This window comes from Streptomyces sp. CNZ287 (assembly GCF_007827615.1).
The window spans coordinates 102794-117081 of sequence record NZ_VISV01000017.1 but is presented as its reverse complement, the minus strand read 5'-3'; the positions used below and the strand labels follow the sequence as shown (position 1 = coordinate 117081).

The window sequence follows — 14288 nt, the reverse complement described above, 5'->3', positions numbered from 1 at the left end:
AGCGGCCTGCCGATCGGGGCCTGCACCTGCCCGGCGGCCGATCCGGCGCCGGGCGGGGGCTGCCTGCCGGCTGCTGTGCCTGTGCCTCCGGCCGAGGGGCAGAGCGGGCCGTCCGGCCCGGTCGCGGGACCGGTGCCGGGCGCGATGCGGACCCCGGCCGCCCGGCCCCGGCGCGGCCCCGGCTCCGGCGCCCGGCCGGCGGCCCGTAGCCGCCAGGGGACGGAGCCCGCACCCGAAGCGGGCCTCGCTGAAGCCGCGGAGTGCGACGCGGAGCGGTTGGCGCGGGTCGCGCTGACGCGGCTCGTCGAGCCCGGAGACGAGGTCGCCGGAAGGTGGCTGCGTACGCACGGGGCCGTGGCGCTCATGCGCTGGGTGACCGGCGACGCCCCACCGCCCTCACCGGAGGCCGAGACCCGGCTGGTCCGCTACCGGCGGCGGCTCGGCGGACCCGCCCCCCGGGAGGACCTCGCCGCCGCCGAAGCCGTCGGAGCGCGGTTCGTCTGCCCCGGCGACCCCGAATGGCCCCGGCAGCTCGACGACCTCGCGGCCGCCCGGCCCCTCGGCCTCTGGGTCCGCGGCCGCGCCGACCTCAGGCTGTGGGCGCTGAAGTCCGTCGCCGTCGTCGGCGCCCGCGCCTGCACCGAGTACGGCGCCCACGTCGCCGCGACGCTCGCCGCCGGCCTCGCCCACGCCGGGTGGACCGTCGTCTCCGGCTCCGCCTACGGCATCGACGCCGCCGCCCACCGCGGCGCCCTCGCCGCCACCGGAGCCACCGTCGGCGTACTGGCCTGCGGCGTCGACCGGGTCTACCCGCCCGGCCACAGCGAGCTCCTCGGCCGCGTCGCCGAACAGGGCCTCATCGTCGCCGAACTCGCCCCCGGCGACCATCCCACCCGGTCGCGCTTCCTCCTGCGCAACCGCGTCATGGCGGCCCTCACCCGCGGCACCGTCGTCGTCGAGGCCGAGCGCCGCAGCGGCTCCCTCGTCACCGCCCGCTGGGCGCAGCGCCTCGGCCGCCCGACGATGGGCGTGCCGGGCCCGGTGACCTCCGGGCTCTCCTCAGGGGTGCACGAGCTGCTGCGCGGCGAGGCAGTGCTCGTCACCGAGGCCGCCGAAGTCGTCGAGCTGGTCGGCCGCATCGGCGCGGACCTCGCCCCGGTCCGCCGCGGCCCCGTCGTACCACGCGATCTGCTCCCGCCCGCCACCGCACGGGTGCTCGAAGCACTCCCCGGTCGGGGTACAGCGCCGCTGGAACAGATCGCACATGAGGCGGGCACGGAGCGCGACGAAGCCTTGGGCAGGCTTCATGAGCTGCAGTCCCTCGGATTCGTCCGCCGCGACGGCACCGGCTGGCGGCTGGCCCCGCGCTCCAGCGAGCACCCCAAAAGGTGACGAGCCGTTCCTTGACCTGGGACGTTCGGGTGAAAGGGTGGGGGAGATGCAAACCGACCCCCACCCGGTGCCGCGGCGGCCGTCCCCCCGCTGTGACCTCCTGATAACCCGCAGGTGCGGTCCGCGGAACGAACCTGCGTACTCATGAAGAGCCGTCAGTCGCAGAATGCGACCGTACGGTCACGCTACGCTCGCGGAACGTTCCCGCATTCCCCGCCGCGTCACCCTCCCCGCTCCGCCCCTCCCCACACCCGCTCGCTCCCCCCACGGCCCCCACCGAACCCAGTCCCCCACCAGAACGGTTCAAGGCGACGACGCATGCCCCAGCACATCTCCGGGTCCGACCGTGCCGCATCACGCACAGCACCCTCGTCGGTCGACGAGCTGTGGCGGTCGTACAAGGAGACGCGTGACGGCCGGCTGCGCGAGCAGCTCATCCTGCACTACTCGCCGCTGGTGAAGTACGTCGCGGGACGCGTCAGCGTCGGCCTGCCGTCCAACGTGGAACAGGCCGACTTCGTCTCGTCCGGAGTCTTCGGACTCATCGACGCCATCGAGAAGTTCGACCCCGAGCGCGCCATCAAGTTCGAGACGTACGCCATCACCCGCATCCGCGGTGCGATGATCGACGAGCTCCGGGCGCTGGACTGGATCCCCCGCTCCGTACGGCAGAAGGCCCGTGCCGTCGAGCGCGCCTACGCCACCCTCGAAGCCGCCCTCCGCCGCACCCCCTCGGAAGCCGAGGTCGCCGCCGAGATGGGCATCCAGCTCGAAGAGCTGCACGGGGTTTTCAGCCAGCTTTCCCTCGCCAACGTCGTCGCCCTCGAAGAACTGCTGCACGTCAGCTCCGACAACGGCGACCGGCTCAGCCTCATGGACACCCTCGAGGACACCGCCGCCGACGACCCCGTGGAGGTCGCCGAGGACCGCGAACTGCGCCGGCTGCTCGCCCGCGCCGTCAACACCCTGCCCGACCGGGAGAAGACCGTCGTCACCCTCTACTACTACGAGGGCCTCACGCTCGCCGAGATCGGCCAGGTCCTCGGCGTCACCGAGAGCAGGGTCAGCCAGATCCACACCAAGTCCGTCCTGCAGTTGCGCGCGAAGCTGGCCGACTCGGGCGGCTGAACGGCCGCCGCGGTCTAAAGTTGGACGGTGCCGAAGATTCGAGCGGCCTCCGTGGCCGAGCACCGGACCATGCAGCACGCCGCGCTGCTCGACGCCGCGCGCGAACTCCTCGGCGAAGGCGGCACCGAAGCGCTGAACTTCGCCGCGCTCGCCGAGCGCACCGGCCTCGCACGCTCGTCCGTGTACGAGTACTTCCGCAGCCGGGCCGCCGTGGTCGAGGAACTGTGCGCCGTCGACTTCCCGCGCTGGGCGGCCGAGGTGGAGGCGGCCATGGAGCGCGCCGACACCCCGGAGGCGAAGGTCGAGGCGTACGTACGCACCCAGCTCGCGCTGGTCGGCGACCGCCGCCACCGGGCCGTCGTCGCCATCTCCGCGGGCGAACTCGACGCCGGCGCCCGGGAGAAGATCCGCGCCGCGCACGGCGGGCTCGTCACCATGGTCGTCGCGGCCCTGGCGGACCTCGGCCACGACGAACCCCGCCTCGCCGCCACCCTGCTCCAAGGGGTCGTCGACGCGGCCGTCCGCCGCACCGAACTCGGCACCGACGCCCCGGAGACCGTTGCCGACACGGCCGTCGCCGTGGCCCTCCACGGCGCCGCCCGCTGACGGCACCGCCCTCGTCGCGGCGTCAGCCGCCACCCGCGGGCGGCGGGACGCCGAACACCGGCAGCAGCCGGGCATGGCCCGCGGTGAGCAGCCCGGGCGGCAGCAGCGACAGCGGGTCGAGGTAGACAGGGCCGCGGCGCAGCCCCCAGTGCAGACAGGCCGTCGCGCAGTGGTACCCGCCGCCCTGCAGATGTCCGATGACCTGCCCTTTCCCGACCCGCTCACCCTTGCGTACGGCGGGCACCACCGGCTCGTACGTGGTGCGCAGCGGCGGGCGGCCCGTGCCCGGATGGTCGACGGCCAGCACTCCGCGTCCCGCCACCCGCCCCGCGAACGACACCCGCCCCGCCGCCGCGGCCCGCACCGGTTTCCCCGCCGATGCCCGCAGATCCACCCCGCGATGGCCCGGGCCGTACGGCGACCGCGGCGCCTCGAACCCCCGCTCCACCACCGGCCGCCCCCGCGGCCCCCCGTCAACAGGCCACACCGCGTCCACGCCGGGGGGCCTCGGCTCGGCAGGCGCCACCGCCGGCCGCCCCGGACCGGTGGACCGCCCGCCGGGCGCGGACGTATCCCGTATCCCCCGTTCCCCCCGCCCCGCCCCCGCCCCCTCCCCACCCGCCTCCGCCACCCTGTCCGTCGTGTCCGCCGTCGTGAACGGGGGTGCGGGCCAGGCGCCCGCGGTCAGGGCCGCGGCGAGCCCGACCGCGAGCGCCCACCGCGCCCCGCGGCCCGGGACGCCGGCCGTGCGGGGTTCGGGTCGTCCGTTCATGGGGGGAGTCTGGCCGGGGGACGGGACGCTTGGGGATCATGGACGGATTCTGTGGATAACCGGCCGGTTGTGGACAACCCGGGGCCGGGGACCGCCCGGAGACCCGCCCGGGGACCGGGCTCCGTGGCGCAGGCGGGTGATGCCGTCCCGTACACTTCTGGTGGCGACCCGGCTCTCCGGGTCGACTTCGCACGCCCCGCCACCTGCCTGAAGGTGGCCGCGTCACTCGGTCCTCCGGCTCCCGCCGGAGGCGCGGCGCGCAGGGGCGTCAGGAGCGGTGGCCGGCCGGCCGCCGCGCACAACCGAGACACACGAGGAGTACGGCCATGGCCGTCGTCACGATGCGGGAGCTGCTGGAAAGCGGCGTCCACTTCGGGCACCAGACCCGCCGTTGGAACCCGAAGATGAAGCGCTTCATCTTCACCGAGCGCAACGGCATCTACATCATCGACCTCCTGCAGTCGCTGTCGTACATCGACCGCGCCTACGAGTTCGTGAAGGAGACCGTCGCGCACGGCGGAACCATCATGTTCGTGGGCACGAAGAAGCAGGCCCAGGAAGCCATCGCCGAGCAGGCCACCCGCGTCGGCATGCCGTACGTGAACCAGCGCTGGCTGGGCGGCATGCTCACCAACTTCTCCACGGTCCACAAGCGGCTGCAGCGCCTCAAGGAGCTGGAGGCCATCGACTTCGAGGACGTGGCCGCCTCCGGCCTCACCAAGAAGGAACTGCTGGTCCTCTCCCGTGAGAAGGCCAAGCTGGAGAAGACCCTCGGCGGCATCCGCGACATGCAGAAGGTGCCGAGCGCCGTCTGGATCGTGGACACGAAGAAGGAGCACATCGCCGTCGGCGAGGCGCGCAAGCTGCGCATCCCGGTCGTCGCGATCCTCGACACCAACTGCGACCCCGACGAGGTCGACTACAAGATCCCGGGCAACGACGACGCGATCCGCTCCGTCACGCTGCTGACCCGCGTCATCGCCGACGCCGTCGCCGAGGGTCTGATCGCCCGCTCCGGTGCCGCCACCGGTGACGAGAAGGCCGTCAAGACCGACGCCGAGCCGCTCGCCGAGTGGGAGCGCGACCTGCTCGCCGGCGAGAAGGACGGCAAGACCGCGCCGGCCGCCCCGGCCGAGAAGACGGACGAGGCCGCGGCCGAGGCCGAGGTGCAGACCTCCGCCGAGACCGCCAAGGTCGCCGACGCCGAGCAGGCCGACGAGACCCCCGCCCCGGCCGCCGAGCAGGCCACCGAGGCCGCCGAGGCCGCCGAGGGCACGGAGCCCGCCGGCGACGCTCCGCAGGTTTGATCCGCCGATCCCAGTCACCCGTCGAGAAGAGAAAACCACCGAATCATGGCGAACTTCACCGCCGCCGACGTCAAGAAGCTCCGGGAGCTCACCGGCGCCGGCATGATGGACTGCAAGAAGGCGCTGGAAGAGGCCGAGGGCGACGTCGACAAGGCCGTGGAGCTGCTCCGCGTCAAGGGCCAGAAGGGCGTCGCCAAGCGTGAGAGCCGCTCCGCCGAGAACGGCGCCGTCGTCTCCCTGATCGCCGACGACAACTCCTCCGGCGTCCTGCTGGAGCTGAAGTGCGAGACCGACTTCGTCGCCAAGGGCGACAAGTTCATCGCCGTCGCCGACGCCCTCGCCGAGCACGTCGCGGCCACCAAGCCCGCCGACCTGGAGGCGCTGCTCGCCTCCGAGATCGACGGCAAGACCGTCCAGGCGTACGTGGACGAGGCCAACGCCACCCTCGGCGAGAAGATCGTCCTCGACCGCTTCGCGCGCTTCGAGGGCGCCTACGTGGGCACGTACATGCACCGCACCATGCCCGACCTGCCGCCGCAGGTCGGCGTGCTCGTCGAGCTGGACAAGGCCGACCCGCAGACGGCCAAGGAGGTGGCGCAGCACATCGCCGCCTTCAGCCCGCGCTGGCTGAGCCGCGAGGAGGTCCCGGCCGACACGGTGGAGAACGAGCGCCGCGTCGCCGAGGCCACCTCCCGCGAGGAGGGCAAGCCGGAGGCCGCGCTGCCGAAGATCGTCGAGGGCCGGGTGAACGGCTTCTTCAAGGAGAACGTGCTGCTGGACCAGCCGTTCGCCAAGGACCCGAAGAAGTCGGTGCAGAAGGTGCTCGACGAGGCCGGCGCGCAGGTGATCCGCTTCGCGCGCATCCGCGTCGGCGCCTGAGCACCGGCGCCACCGGCGGGCACCGTGCCGCCCGGCGCGCGCAAGCGCGACCGGACGGCACGCGCCGCGATCCGGCGCGCCGCAGGGCGGGTCGCCGCGGCGTACGCGGCGCACGGTGTACGGCGAACGGCCACCGGCCCCGCTAGGGTCGGGTTGAGTTGTTGCGGGCCGGTGCGGGGGACCGCCGCCGGGCCGCGGAAGTGACGAGGAGGCCATTGCCGGGAATGGGTGGATGAGAACCCACGGCGATGGCCTCTTTCGCATGCGCACGAGGAGACTTCATGAACGAGGACGCCGACGCGGACCACGGCCACCGGGAGAAGGCGGACAACGGCCACCATACGAAGAGGGACAGCTCACGCTTCCTGCTGAAGCTGTCCGGCGAGGCGTTCTCCGGCGGCGGGGACCTCGGCGTCGACCCCGACGTCGTGCGCGCCATCGCCCGCGAGGTCGCGGCCGTCGTCCGCGACGGGTACGAGATCGCGGTGGTGATCGGCGGCGGCAACTTCTTCCGCGGCGCCGAACTGCAGCAGCGCGGCATGGACAGGGCCCGCTCCGACTACATGGGCATGCTCGGCACGGTCATGAACTGCCTCGCCCTGCAGGACTTCCTGGAGAAGGAAGGCATCGACTCCCGGGTGCAGACGGCGATCACCATGGGCCAGGTCGCCGAGCCGTACATCCCGCTGCGCGCCATCCGGCACATGCAGAAGGGCCGCGTCGTCATCTTCGGCGCCGGCATGGGCATGCCCTACTTCTCCACGGACACCACCGCCGCGCAGCGCGCCCTGGAGATCCACGCCGAGGCCCTGCTCATGGGGAAGAACGGCGTCGACGGGGTCTACGACTCCGACCCCAAGAAGAACCCCGACGCGGTGAAGTTCGATGCGCTCGGATACGGCGAGGTCATCACCCGTGACCTCAAGGTCGCCGACGCCACGGCCGTCACCCTGTGCCGCGACAACGAACTGCCCATCCTCGTCTTCGAGCTGCTGAAGGAGGGCAACATCGCCCGGGCGGTGCGGGGTGAGAAGATCGGTACGCTCGTGAGCGCGCACGGCAGCCGGGTCTGAGGGATGGACAACGGCCTGCCGGTCGGACACCGTGCAGGCATGGTACGGGCGGACGGGAGCACTCCCGTTCCGCTCACGGATGAGACCAGGAGCCAGTGGTGATCGAAGAGACCCTCCTCGAAGCCGAGGAGAAGATGGAGAAGGCCGTCGTGGTCGCCAAGGAGGACCTCGCCGCGATCCGCACCGGGCGGGCGCATCCGGCGATGTTCAACAAGATCACGGCGGATTACTACGGGGCCCAGACCCCCATCAACCAGCTGGCGTCGTTCTCGGTGCCGGAGCCGCGGATGGCGGTGGTGACCCCGTTCGACAAGAGCGCCCTGCGCAACATCGAGCAGGCGATCCGCGACTCCGACCTCGGCGTCAACCCCTCCAACGACGGCAACATCATCCGGGTGGTCTTCCCGCAGCTCACCGAGGAACGCCGCAAGGAGTTCATCAAGGTCGCCAGGGCCAAGGGCGAGGACGCGCGGATCGCCATCCGCTCCGTGCGCCGCAAGGCCAAGGAGACCATCGACAAGGCCGTCAAGGACGGCGAGATCGGTGAGGACGAGGGCCGCCGCGGCGAGAAGGAGCTCGACGACACCACCCACAAGTACGTGGCCCAGGTCGACGAGCTGCTCAAGCACAAGGAAGCAGAGCTGCTCGAGGTCTGATGAACGACTCCTCCAGGGGGGCCCCGGCGGGTCCCGTGTACGGCGGGGGTGAAAGGGCGCAGACTCCGCGCATGCCCATCGTGTCCGGCGACGCCCCTGCCGACGAACCCTCCCCAGGTCCCTCCGGGGGATCCGGCGCCCCGGGCGATCCCTCCACCCCGCCGCCGCCCGCCCCCAAGCGGCGCCGCGGCGGCCGGGACCTCGGCGCGGCCATAGGCGTCGGGCTCGGCCTCGGCGCCATCGTGCTGGCCACGCTCTTCGTCGTGAAAGTGCTCTTCCTCGGCGTCATCGTCGTCGCGGTGGCGGTCGGGCTGTGGGAGCTGACGTCGCGGCTGGCGGAGGTCCGCGGCATCCGCACGCCGCTGGTGCCGCTGGTGCTCGGCGGCATCGCCATGGTCATCGCCGGGTACGCGGCCGGCGCCGAGGGCGCCGCAGCGGCCCTCGCGCTCACCGCCCTCGCCGTCCCCGTCTGGCGGCTGACGCGCCCCGTGGAGGACTACCTCCGCGACGTCACCGCCGGCGTCTTCGCCGCGTTCTACGTGCCGTTCCTCGCCTCCTTCGTCGCCCTGATGCTCGCCGCGGACGACGACGGGCCGCAGCGGGTGCTGACGTTCCTGATCCTCACGGTGATCAGCGACACCGGCGCGTACGCCGTGGGCTACAAGCTCGGCCGCAACAAACTCGCCCCGCGCATCAGCCCCGGCAAGACCCGCGAGGGCCTGGGCGGCGCGCTGGCCTTCGCGATGGCGGCGGGTGCGGTGTGCATGGAACTGCTCATCGACGACGGCCGCTGGTGGCAGGGCCTCCTGCTGGGCGCCGCGGCAGCCGCCTCGGCGACGCTCGGCGACCTCGCCGAGTCGATGATCAAACGGGACCTCGGCATCAAGGACATGGGCACGCTGCTCCCCGGCCACGGCGGGATCATGGACCGGCTGGACTCGCTGCTGCCGACGGCGCCGGTGGTCTGGCTGCTGATGGTGATCTTCGTCGGCGCGGGCTGACCCGGCCGCGGTGTTCCCCCTCCTCCGGGCGCGGTTTCGGCGAGCGCCGGCCAGGGGGTTCTTGCCGACGAATCAGGGCGTTTGGGGATGAGGCGGGCGGGGGTGCATCCGTCTGCGACACTGGTAAGCCTATGCCGAAGCCAGGAGAGCTCACCTTCGCCGTCCCCCGTGGTGCCATGAAGCCGCCGCGGCACCTCGCCGACCTCACCCCCGCCGAGCGCCGCGACGCCGTCGCCGGGCTGGGGGAGAAGCCGTTCCGTGCCGCGCAGCTCTCGCGCCACTACTTCGCGCGCTACGCGACCGACCCGGCCGGCTGGACCGACGTGCCCGCCGCATCCCGGGCGAAGCTCGCCGAGGGGCTGCTGCCCGAACTCATGACCGTCGTACGGCATCTGAGCTGCGACGGCGACACCACCCGCAAGACCCTGTGGCGGCTCTTCGACGGCACGCTGGTCGAGTCGGTGCTCATGCGCTACCCCGACCGCGTCACCATGTGCATCTCCTCGCAGGCAGGATGCGGCATGAACTGCCCGTTCTGCGCCACCGGCCAGGCCGGGCTCACCCGCAACCTGTCCACCGCCGAGATCGTCCACCAGATCGTCGACGGCATGCGCGCCCTGCGCGACGGCGAGGTGCCCGGGGGCCCGGCGCGGCTGTCCAACATCGTCTTCATGGGCATGGGCGAGCCGCTGGCGAACTACAACCGCGTGCTGTCGGCCATCCGCCGCCTCACCGACCCCGAGCCCGACGGGCTCGGGCTCTCCCAGCGCGGCATCACCGTCTCCACCGTCGGCCTCGTGCCCGCCATGCACCGCTTCGCCGACGAGGGGCTCAAGTGCCGCCTCGCCGTCTCCCTGCACGCGCCCGACGACGAGCTGCGCGACACCCTCGTGCCCGTCAACACCCGCTGGCAGGTCCGCGAGGTCCTCGACGCCGCGTGGGAGTACGCCGCCCGCTCCGGCCGCCGCGTCTCCATCGAGTACGCGCTCATCAAGGACATCAACGACCAGGCGTGGCGCGCCGACCTCCTCGGCCGTCTCCTCAAGGGCCGCCGCGCGCACGTCAACCTCATCCCGCTCAACCCCACCCCCGGCTCCCAGTGGACCGCCTCCCGGCCCGAGGACGAGCGGGCGTTCGTCGCCGCCCTGGAGGCCCACGGCGTGCCCGTGACCGTACGGGACACCCGGGGCCAGGAGATCGAGGGCGCCTGCGGGCAGCTCGCCGCCTCCGCGGCCGACACCCCCGCCTGATACCGTTCACGTGTACACACCGACAGGGGAGCGCTCGCAGCGCTGAGAGTGCGGCACCGTCCAGGCCGCAGACCCTCGAACCTCGCCCAGGTCATTCTGGGTAGGAAGTTCGGTCGAGACTCTGCTGCTGCCCGGGCTGCCCGCCGCCACGAAAGCAGCCCGATGAAGCGCATCGTCACCACCGCCCTGGCCGCGTCCCTCGCCCTGGGCCTGGCCGCCTGCGGCTCGGACTCCGGCGACGGATCCGGGTCCGGCGCGGGCGACAAGAGCGTCACCCTCGTCACCCACGACTCCTTCGCCGTCTCCGACGGCGTCCTGAAGGCGTTCGAGAAGCAGTCCGGGTACACGGTCGACATCCTCAAGGGCAAGGACGCCGGCTCCGCCGTCAACCAGGCCGTCCTGTCCAAGGACAACCCCCAGGGCGACGTCTTCTTCGGCATCGACAACACGCTGCTCTCCCGCGGCCTCGACAACGGCATCTTCACGCCGTACGAGGCGAAGGGGCTCGACCGCATACCCGGGGAACTCCAGCTCGACGCGGACGAACACCGCGTCACCCCCGTCGACTACGGCGACGTCTGCGTCAACTACGACCGCGCGTACTTCGAGGAGAAGAACCTCGACCCGCCGCAGACCTTCGACGACCTCGCCGACCCCCGCTACAAGGACCTCCTCGTCACCGAGAACGCCGCCACCTCCTCCCCGGGCCTCGCCTTCCTCCTCGCCACCGCCGACGAGTACGGCGAGGAGGGCTGGGAGGACTACTGGGGCAAGCTGCGGGAGAACGGCGTCGAGGTCGTCGACGGCTGGGAGCAGGCGTACTACGAACGCTTCTCCGGCGCCGGCAAGGGCGACAAGCCGCTCGTCGTCTCGTACGCCTCCAGCCCGCCCGTGCTCGACATGGAGTCCCGGCCGGAGGAGGCCACCACCGGGGTGTCCACCGGCACCTGCTTCCGCCAGATCGAGTTCGCCGGGCTGCTCGCCAACGCCGGCAACGCCGAAGGCGGCAAGGCCCTCATCGACTTCCTCATCGGCGAGCGGTTCCAGCAGGACATGCCGCTGAACATGTTCGTCCACCCCGTGCGCGAGGACACCGCGCTGCCCGAGGTCTTCACCCGCTACGGCGAGGAGATCGCCGACCCCCACACCCTCGACCCGGCGACCGTCGACGACAACCGGGAGCAGTGGATCAAGACGTGGACCTCGCTGGTCGTGAAGTGACCCGGACCGCGGGCCGCGGCAAGACGGACACGGGACCGGGTACGGGTACGCCGACGGGACCGGCGCCGGGCGCGGGCCGCCGCCGGATACGCGGGGCGGCCGGGCGGCTCGCGCTCATGGCCGTACCCGCCGCGTTCCTCGGCGTCTTCTTCGCCTACCCCGTGAGCGCCATCGTCGCCCGCGGCCTGCGCGAGGGCGGCCGCTGGCAGTTCGGCCGCATCCCCGACGTCCTCGGCGACCCCGACATCCTCGGCGTCCTCTGGTTCACCCTCTGGCAGGCCGCCGCCTCCACCGGGCTCACCCTCGTCCTCGCGCTGCCCGCCGCCTACGTCTTCGCCCGCTTCGACTTCCCCGGCAAGCAACTGCTGCGCGCCCTGGTCACCGTGCCGTTCGTGATGCCCACCGTCGTCGTCGGCTCCGCCTTCCTCGCGCTCACCGGCCGCGGCGGCGTCCTCGACGGCTGGTGGGGCATACGGCTGGACACCACCGTGTGGGCCATCCTCCTCGCCCACGTCTTCTTCAACTTCGCCGTCGTCGTACGCACCGTCGGCGGCCTGTGGGCCCAGCTCGACCCGCGCCAGGAAGAAGCCGCCCGCGTCCTCGGCGCCGGCCGCCTCGCCGCCTGGCGGCACGTCACCCTGCCCGCGCTCGGTCCCGCCGTCGCCGCCGCGGCCCTCATGGTCTTCCTCTTCACCTTCACCTCCTTCGGCGTCATCCAGATCCTCGGCGGCCCCGCCTACGCCACCCTCGAAGTCGAGATCTACCGCCAGACCGCCGACTTCCTCGACCTGCCCACCGCCGCGGTCCTCTCGCTCCTCCAGCTCGCCGCCGTCGCCGCCGTCCTGGCCGTGCACGCCTGGACCGTACGCCGCCGGGAGACCGCGCTGCGCCTCGTCGCCCCCGAGACCACCGCCCGACGCCCCCGCGGCGCCGGCGAACGCGCCCTCCTCGGCGGCGTCGTCGCCGTCGTCGCCGTGCTCCTCCTCGCGCCGCTCGCCGTCCTCGTCGAACGCTCCTTCGCCACCCCCGGCGGCCACGGCCTCGGCTTCTACCGCGCGCTCCAGGAGAGCGACGGCACGTTCGCGGTCCCGCCGCTGGAAGCCGTCGGCAACTCCCTCGCCTACGCCGCCGTCGCCACCGTCATCGCCGTCGTCGTCGGCGGCCTCGCCGCGGCCGCCGTCACCCGCCGCGCCGGGCCCCTCGTCCGCGGCTTCGACGCGCTGCTCATGCTGCCGCTGGGCACCTCCGCCGTCACCGTCGGCTTCGGCTTCCTCATCGCCCTCGACAGCCCGCCGCTCGACCTCAGGTCCTCCTGGATCCTCGTGCCAATTGCGCAGGCGCTGGTCGGCGTCCCCTTCGTCGTACGGACCATGCTGCCCGTGCTGCGCGCCGTCGACGACCGGCTGCGGGAGGCCGCCGCCGTGCTCGGGGCGTCACCGCTGCGGGCCTGGCGGGAGGTCGACCTGCCGCTGGTGCGGCGGGCGGTGCTCGTCGCCGCCGGCTTCGCGTTCGCGGTCTCCCTCGGCGAGTTCGGGGCGACCGTCTTCATCGCCGGGCCCGACCGGCCGACGCTGCCGGTCGCCGTCGCGCGGCTCCTCGGGCGGGCCGGGGAGACCAACTACGGGCAGGCGATGGCGCTGAGCACCATCCTCATGGCGGTGTGCGCGGCCTCGCTGCTGCTGCTGGAACGGGTCCGCAAGAACCAGGCGGGAGAGTTCTGATGCTCGTACTCGACGACGTCACCGTGCGCTACGGCGCCCGCGCCGCGGTCGACGGGATCGCCCTCGACGTCGCGGACCGCGAGATCGTCAGCGTCCTCGGGCCCAGCGGCAGCGGCAAGTCCACGCTGCTGCGGGCGGTGGCCGGGCTGCAGCCCGTCGCCGGCGGGCGTGTGCTGCTCGGCGGCCGGGACCTGGCCGGGGTGCCGGCGCACCGGCGGGGGGTGGGGCTGATGTTCCAGGACCAGCAGTTGTTCCCGCACCGGGACGTGGGCGGGAACGTGTCCTTCGGGCTGCGCATGCACGGGGCCCCGCGGGCGGCGGCCCGGGAGCGGGTGGCGGAACTGCTGTCGCTCGTCGGGCTGCCGGGGGCGCAGCGGCGGGCGGTGGGGGCGCTGTCGGGCGGGGAGCAGCAGCGGGTGGCGCTGGCGCGGGCGCTGGCGCCGTCGCCGGACCTGCTGATGCTGGACGAGCCGCTGGGGCAGTTGGACCGGTCGCTGCGGGAGCGGCTGGTGGTGGAGCTGCGGCAGCTCTTCGGGCGGCTGGGCACGACGGTGCTGGCGGTCACGCACGACCAGGGGGAGGCGTTCGCGCTCTCCGACCGGGTGGTGGTGATGCGGGAGGGGCGCGTGGCGCAGACCGGGACGCCGGTGGAGGTGTGGGAGCGGCCGGCGGACGAGTTCGTGGCGCGGTTCCTGGGGTTTGCGAACGTCGTACGGGGGACGGTGCGCGGATCGGCGGCGGAGACGCCGTGGGGGCGGGTGGGGGTGGCCGGCGCCGGGGTGTCGGGGGAGCACTCGCTGCTGGTACGGCCGGCGGGGGTACGGGTTCGCCCGGCGGGCACGGGGCTGGACTGCGCGGTGGTGGGGCGGACCTTCCGGGGGGACCACGTGCTGCTGACGCTGCGACCGGACACGGGACCGGAGCTGGAGTCGTCGGTGGCCCTGCGGGGTGCGCCGGAGGCGGGGGCACGGGTGGGGGTGGAGTTCGACCCGTCGGAGGTGGTGGTACTCGGGGGGTGAGGCGGGTACCGGTGCCCGGTGCGGGTGCCGGTGCCGGGGGGTGGTTCCCCGACCCCGCCCCTTCCCGAAACTCAGGGGCTCCGCCCCCGAGCCTCCCGCGGGGCTGCGCCCCGGACCCCGGCGGGGCTGCGCCCCGGACCCCCGCGGGGCTGCGCCCCGGACCCCGGCAGGGCTGCGCCCTGGACCCCCGCGGGGCTGCGCCCCGGACCCCCGCGGGGCTGCGCCCTGGACCCCGGCAGGGCTGCGCCCGGACCCCCGTGGAA

The 14288-nt window shown here is 73.2% G+C and carries 13 protein-coding genes; 12 read left to right on the top strand and 1 reads right to left on the bottom strand.

Annotated features, from left to right (window positions below):
* The first annotated feature begins 144 nt into the window (after positions 1 to 144).
* The 3 genes from dprA (at position 145) to FB457_RS26645 (ending at position 3126) form a co-directional block, all read left to right on the top strand.
* Complete coding sequence (gene dprA, locus FB457_RS26655; RefSeq protein WP_047020416.1) at positions 145 to 1392, top strand: DNA-processing protein DprA; 1248 nt, start codon at positions 145 to 147, stop codon at positions 1390 to 1392.
* Positions 1393 to 1710: 318 nt separating this feature from the next.
* Entirely contained in the window at positions 1711 to 2520 is an 810-nt protein-coding gene (whiG, locus tag FB457_RS26650; protein ID WP_047018340.1) for an RNA polymerase sigma factor WhiG, read from the top strand.
* Positions 2521 to 2571: 51 nt separating this feature from the next.
* Positions 2572 to 3126 carry a TetR/AcrR family transcriptional regulator gene (locus tag FB457_RS26645; RefSeq protein WP_047018341.1) on the top strand — a complete coding sequence of 185 codons (555 nt, stop codon included), beginning with the start codon at positions 2572 to 2574 and terminating at the stop codon, positions 3124 to 3126.
* Between the two features lie 22 nt (positions 3127 to 3148).
* Here FB457_RS26645 and FB457_RS36440 read toward each other — a convergent pair whose 3' ends face one another.
* Positions 3149 to 3520, bottom strand: coding sequence for a peptidoglycan DD-metalloendopeptidase family protein (locus tag FB457_RS36440; RefSeq protein ID WP_486589143.1), 372 nt, complete (start codon positions 3518 to 3520; stop codon positions 3149 to 3151).
* 704 nt (positions 3521 to 4224) lie between these two features.
* Between FB457_RS36440 and rpsB the strand changes: the two genes are divergently transcribed.
* The 9 genes from rpsB to FB457_RS26595 all read left to right on the top strand — a co-directional run bounded on the left by rpsB (position 4225) and on the right by FB457_RS26595 (position 14025).
* Entirely contained in the window at positions 4225 to 5205 is a 981-nt protein-coding gene (rpsB, locus tag FB457_RS26635) for a 30S ribosomal protein S2 (protein ID WP_047018342.1), read from the top strand.
* Between the two features lie 45 nt (positions 5206 to 5250).
* Positions 5251 to 6084 (top strand): translation elongation factor Ts, encoded by an 834-nt coding sequence (gene tsf / locus FB457_RS26630; RefSeq protein WP_047018343.1) that lies wholly within the window; start codon positions 5251 to 5253, stop codon positions 6082 to 6084.
* A gap of 281 nt (positions 6085 to 6365) precedes the next feature.
* Positions 6366 to 7157, top strand: coding sequence for a UMP kinase (gene pyrH, locus FB457_RS26625; protein WP_047018344.1), 792 nt, complete (start codon positions 6366 to 6368; stop codon positions 7155 to 7157).
* A gap of 98 nt (positions 7158 to 7255) precedes the next feature.
* Positions 7256 to 7813 (top strand): ribosome recycling factor, encoded by a 558-nt coding sequence (frr, locus tag FB457_RS26620; RefSeq protein WP_047018345.1) that lies wholly within the window; start codon positions 7256 to 7258, stop codon positions 7811 to 7813.
* 71 nt (positions 7814 to 7884) lie between these two features.
* Positions 7885 to 8814, top strand: a complete 930-nt coding sequence (locus tag FB457_RS26615; protein ID WP_047018346.1) for a phosphatidate cytidylyltransferase — start codon at positions 7885 to 7887, stop codon at positions 8812 to 8814.
* Positions 8815 to 8945: 131 nt separating this feature from the next.
* The gene (gene rlmN / locus FB457_RS26610) at positions 8946 to 10064 is read left to right on the top strand and encodes a dual-specificity RNA methyltransferase RlmN (RefSeq protein WP_145783523.1); all 1119 of its coding nucleotides are present in this window, start codon (positions 8946 to 8948) and stop codon (positions 10062 to 10064) included.
* Positions 10065 to 10226: 162 nt separating this feature from the next.
* On the top strand, positions 10227 to 11285 hold the full coding sequence (locus FB457_RS26605) for a thiamine ABC transporter substrate-binding protein (protein WP_047018348.1): 1059 nt from the start codon (positions 10227 to 10229) through the stop codon (positions 11283 to 11285).
* 116 nt (positions 11286 to 11401) lie between these two features.
* Positions 11402 to 13006 (top strand): ABC transporter permease, encoded by a 1605-nt coding sequence (locus FB457_RS26600; RefSeq protein WP_145783557.1) that lies wholly within the window; start codon positions 11402 to 11404, stop codon positions 13004 to 13006.
* On the top strand, positions 13006 to 14025 hold the full coding sequence (locus FB457_RS26595) for an ABC transporter ATP-binding protein (RefSeq protein ID WP_145783521.1): 1020 nt from the start codon (positions 13006 to 13008) through the stop codon (positions 14023 to 14025). Before FB457_RS26600 ends, FB457_RS26595 begins: the two co-directional genes overlap by 1 nt.
* Positions 14026 to 14288: the final 263 nt, after the last annotated feature.

Coding starts and splice junctions, on each gene's coding strand:
- dprA (WP_047020416.1), top strand. CDS start 145: ATGCGGACCCCGGCCGCCCGGCCCCGGCGCGGCCCCGGCTCCGGCGCC.
- whiG (WP_047018340.1), top strand. CDS start 1,711: ATGCCCCAGCACATCTCCGGGTCCGACCGTGCCGCATCACGCACAGCA.
- rpsB (WP_047018342.1), top strand. CDS start 4,225: ATGGCCGTCGTCACGATGCGGGAGCTGCTGGAAAGCGGCGTCCACTTC.
- tsf (WP_047018343.1), top strand. CDS start 5,251: ATGGCGAACTTCACCGCCGCCGACGTCAAGAAGCTCCGGGAGCTCACC.
- pyrH (WP_047018344.1), top strand. CDS start 6,366: ATGAACGAGGACGCCGACGCGGACCACGGCCACCGGGAGAAGGCGGAC.
- FB457_RS26615 (WP_047018346.1), top strand. CDS start 7,885: ATGCCCATCGTGTCCGGCGACGCCCCTGCCGACGAACCCTCCCCAGGT.
- rlmN (WP_145783523.1), top strand. CDS start 8,946: ATGCCGAAGCCAGGAGAGCTCACCTTCGCCGTCCCCCGTGGTGCCATG.
- FB457_RS26605 (WP_047018348.1), top strand. CDS start 10,227: ATGAAGCGCATCGTCACCACCGCCCTGGCCGCGTCCCTCGCCCTGGGC.
- FB457_RS26600 (WP_145783557.1), top strand. CDS start 11,402: ATGGCCGTACCCGCCGCGTTCCTCGGCGTCTTCTTCGCCTACCCCGTG.
- FB457_RS26595 (WP_145783521.1), top strand. CDS start 13,006: ATGCTCGTACTCGACGACGTCACCGTGCGCTACGGCGCCCGCGCCGCG.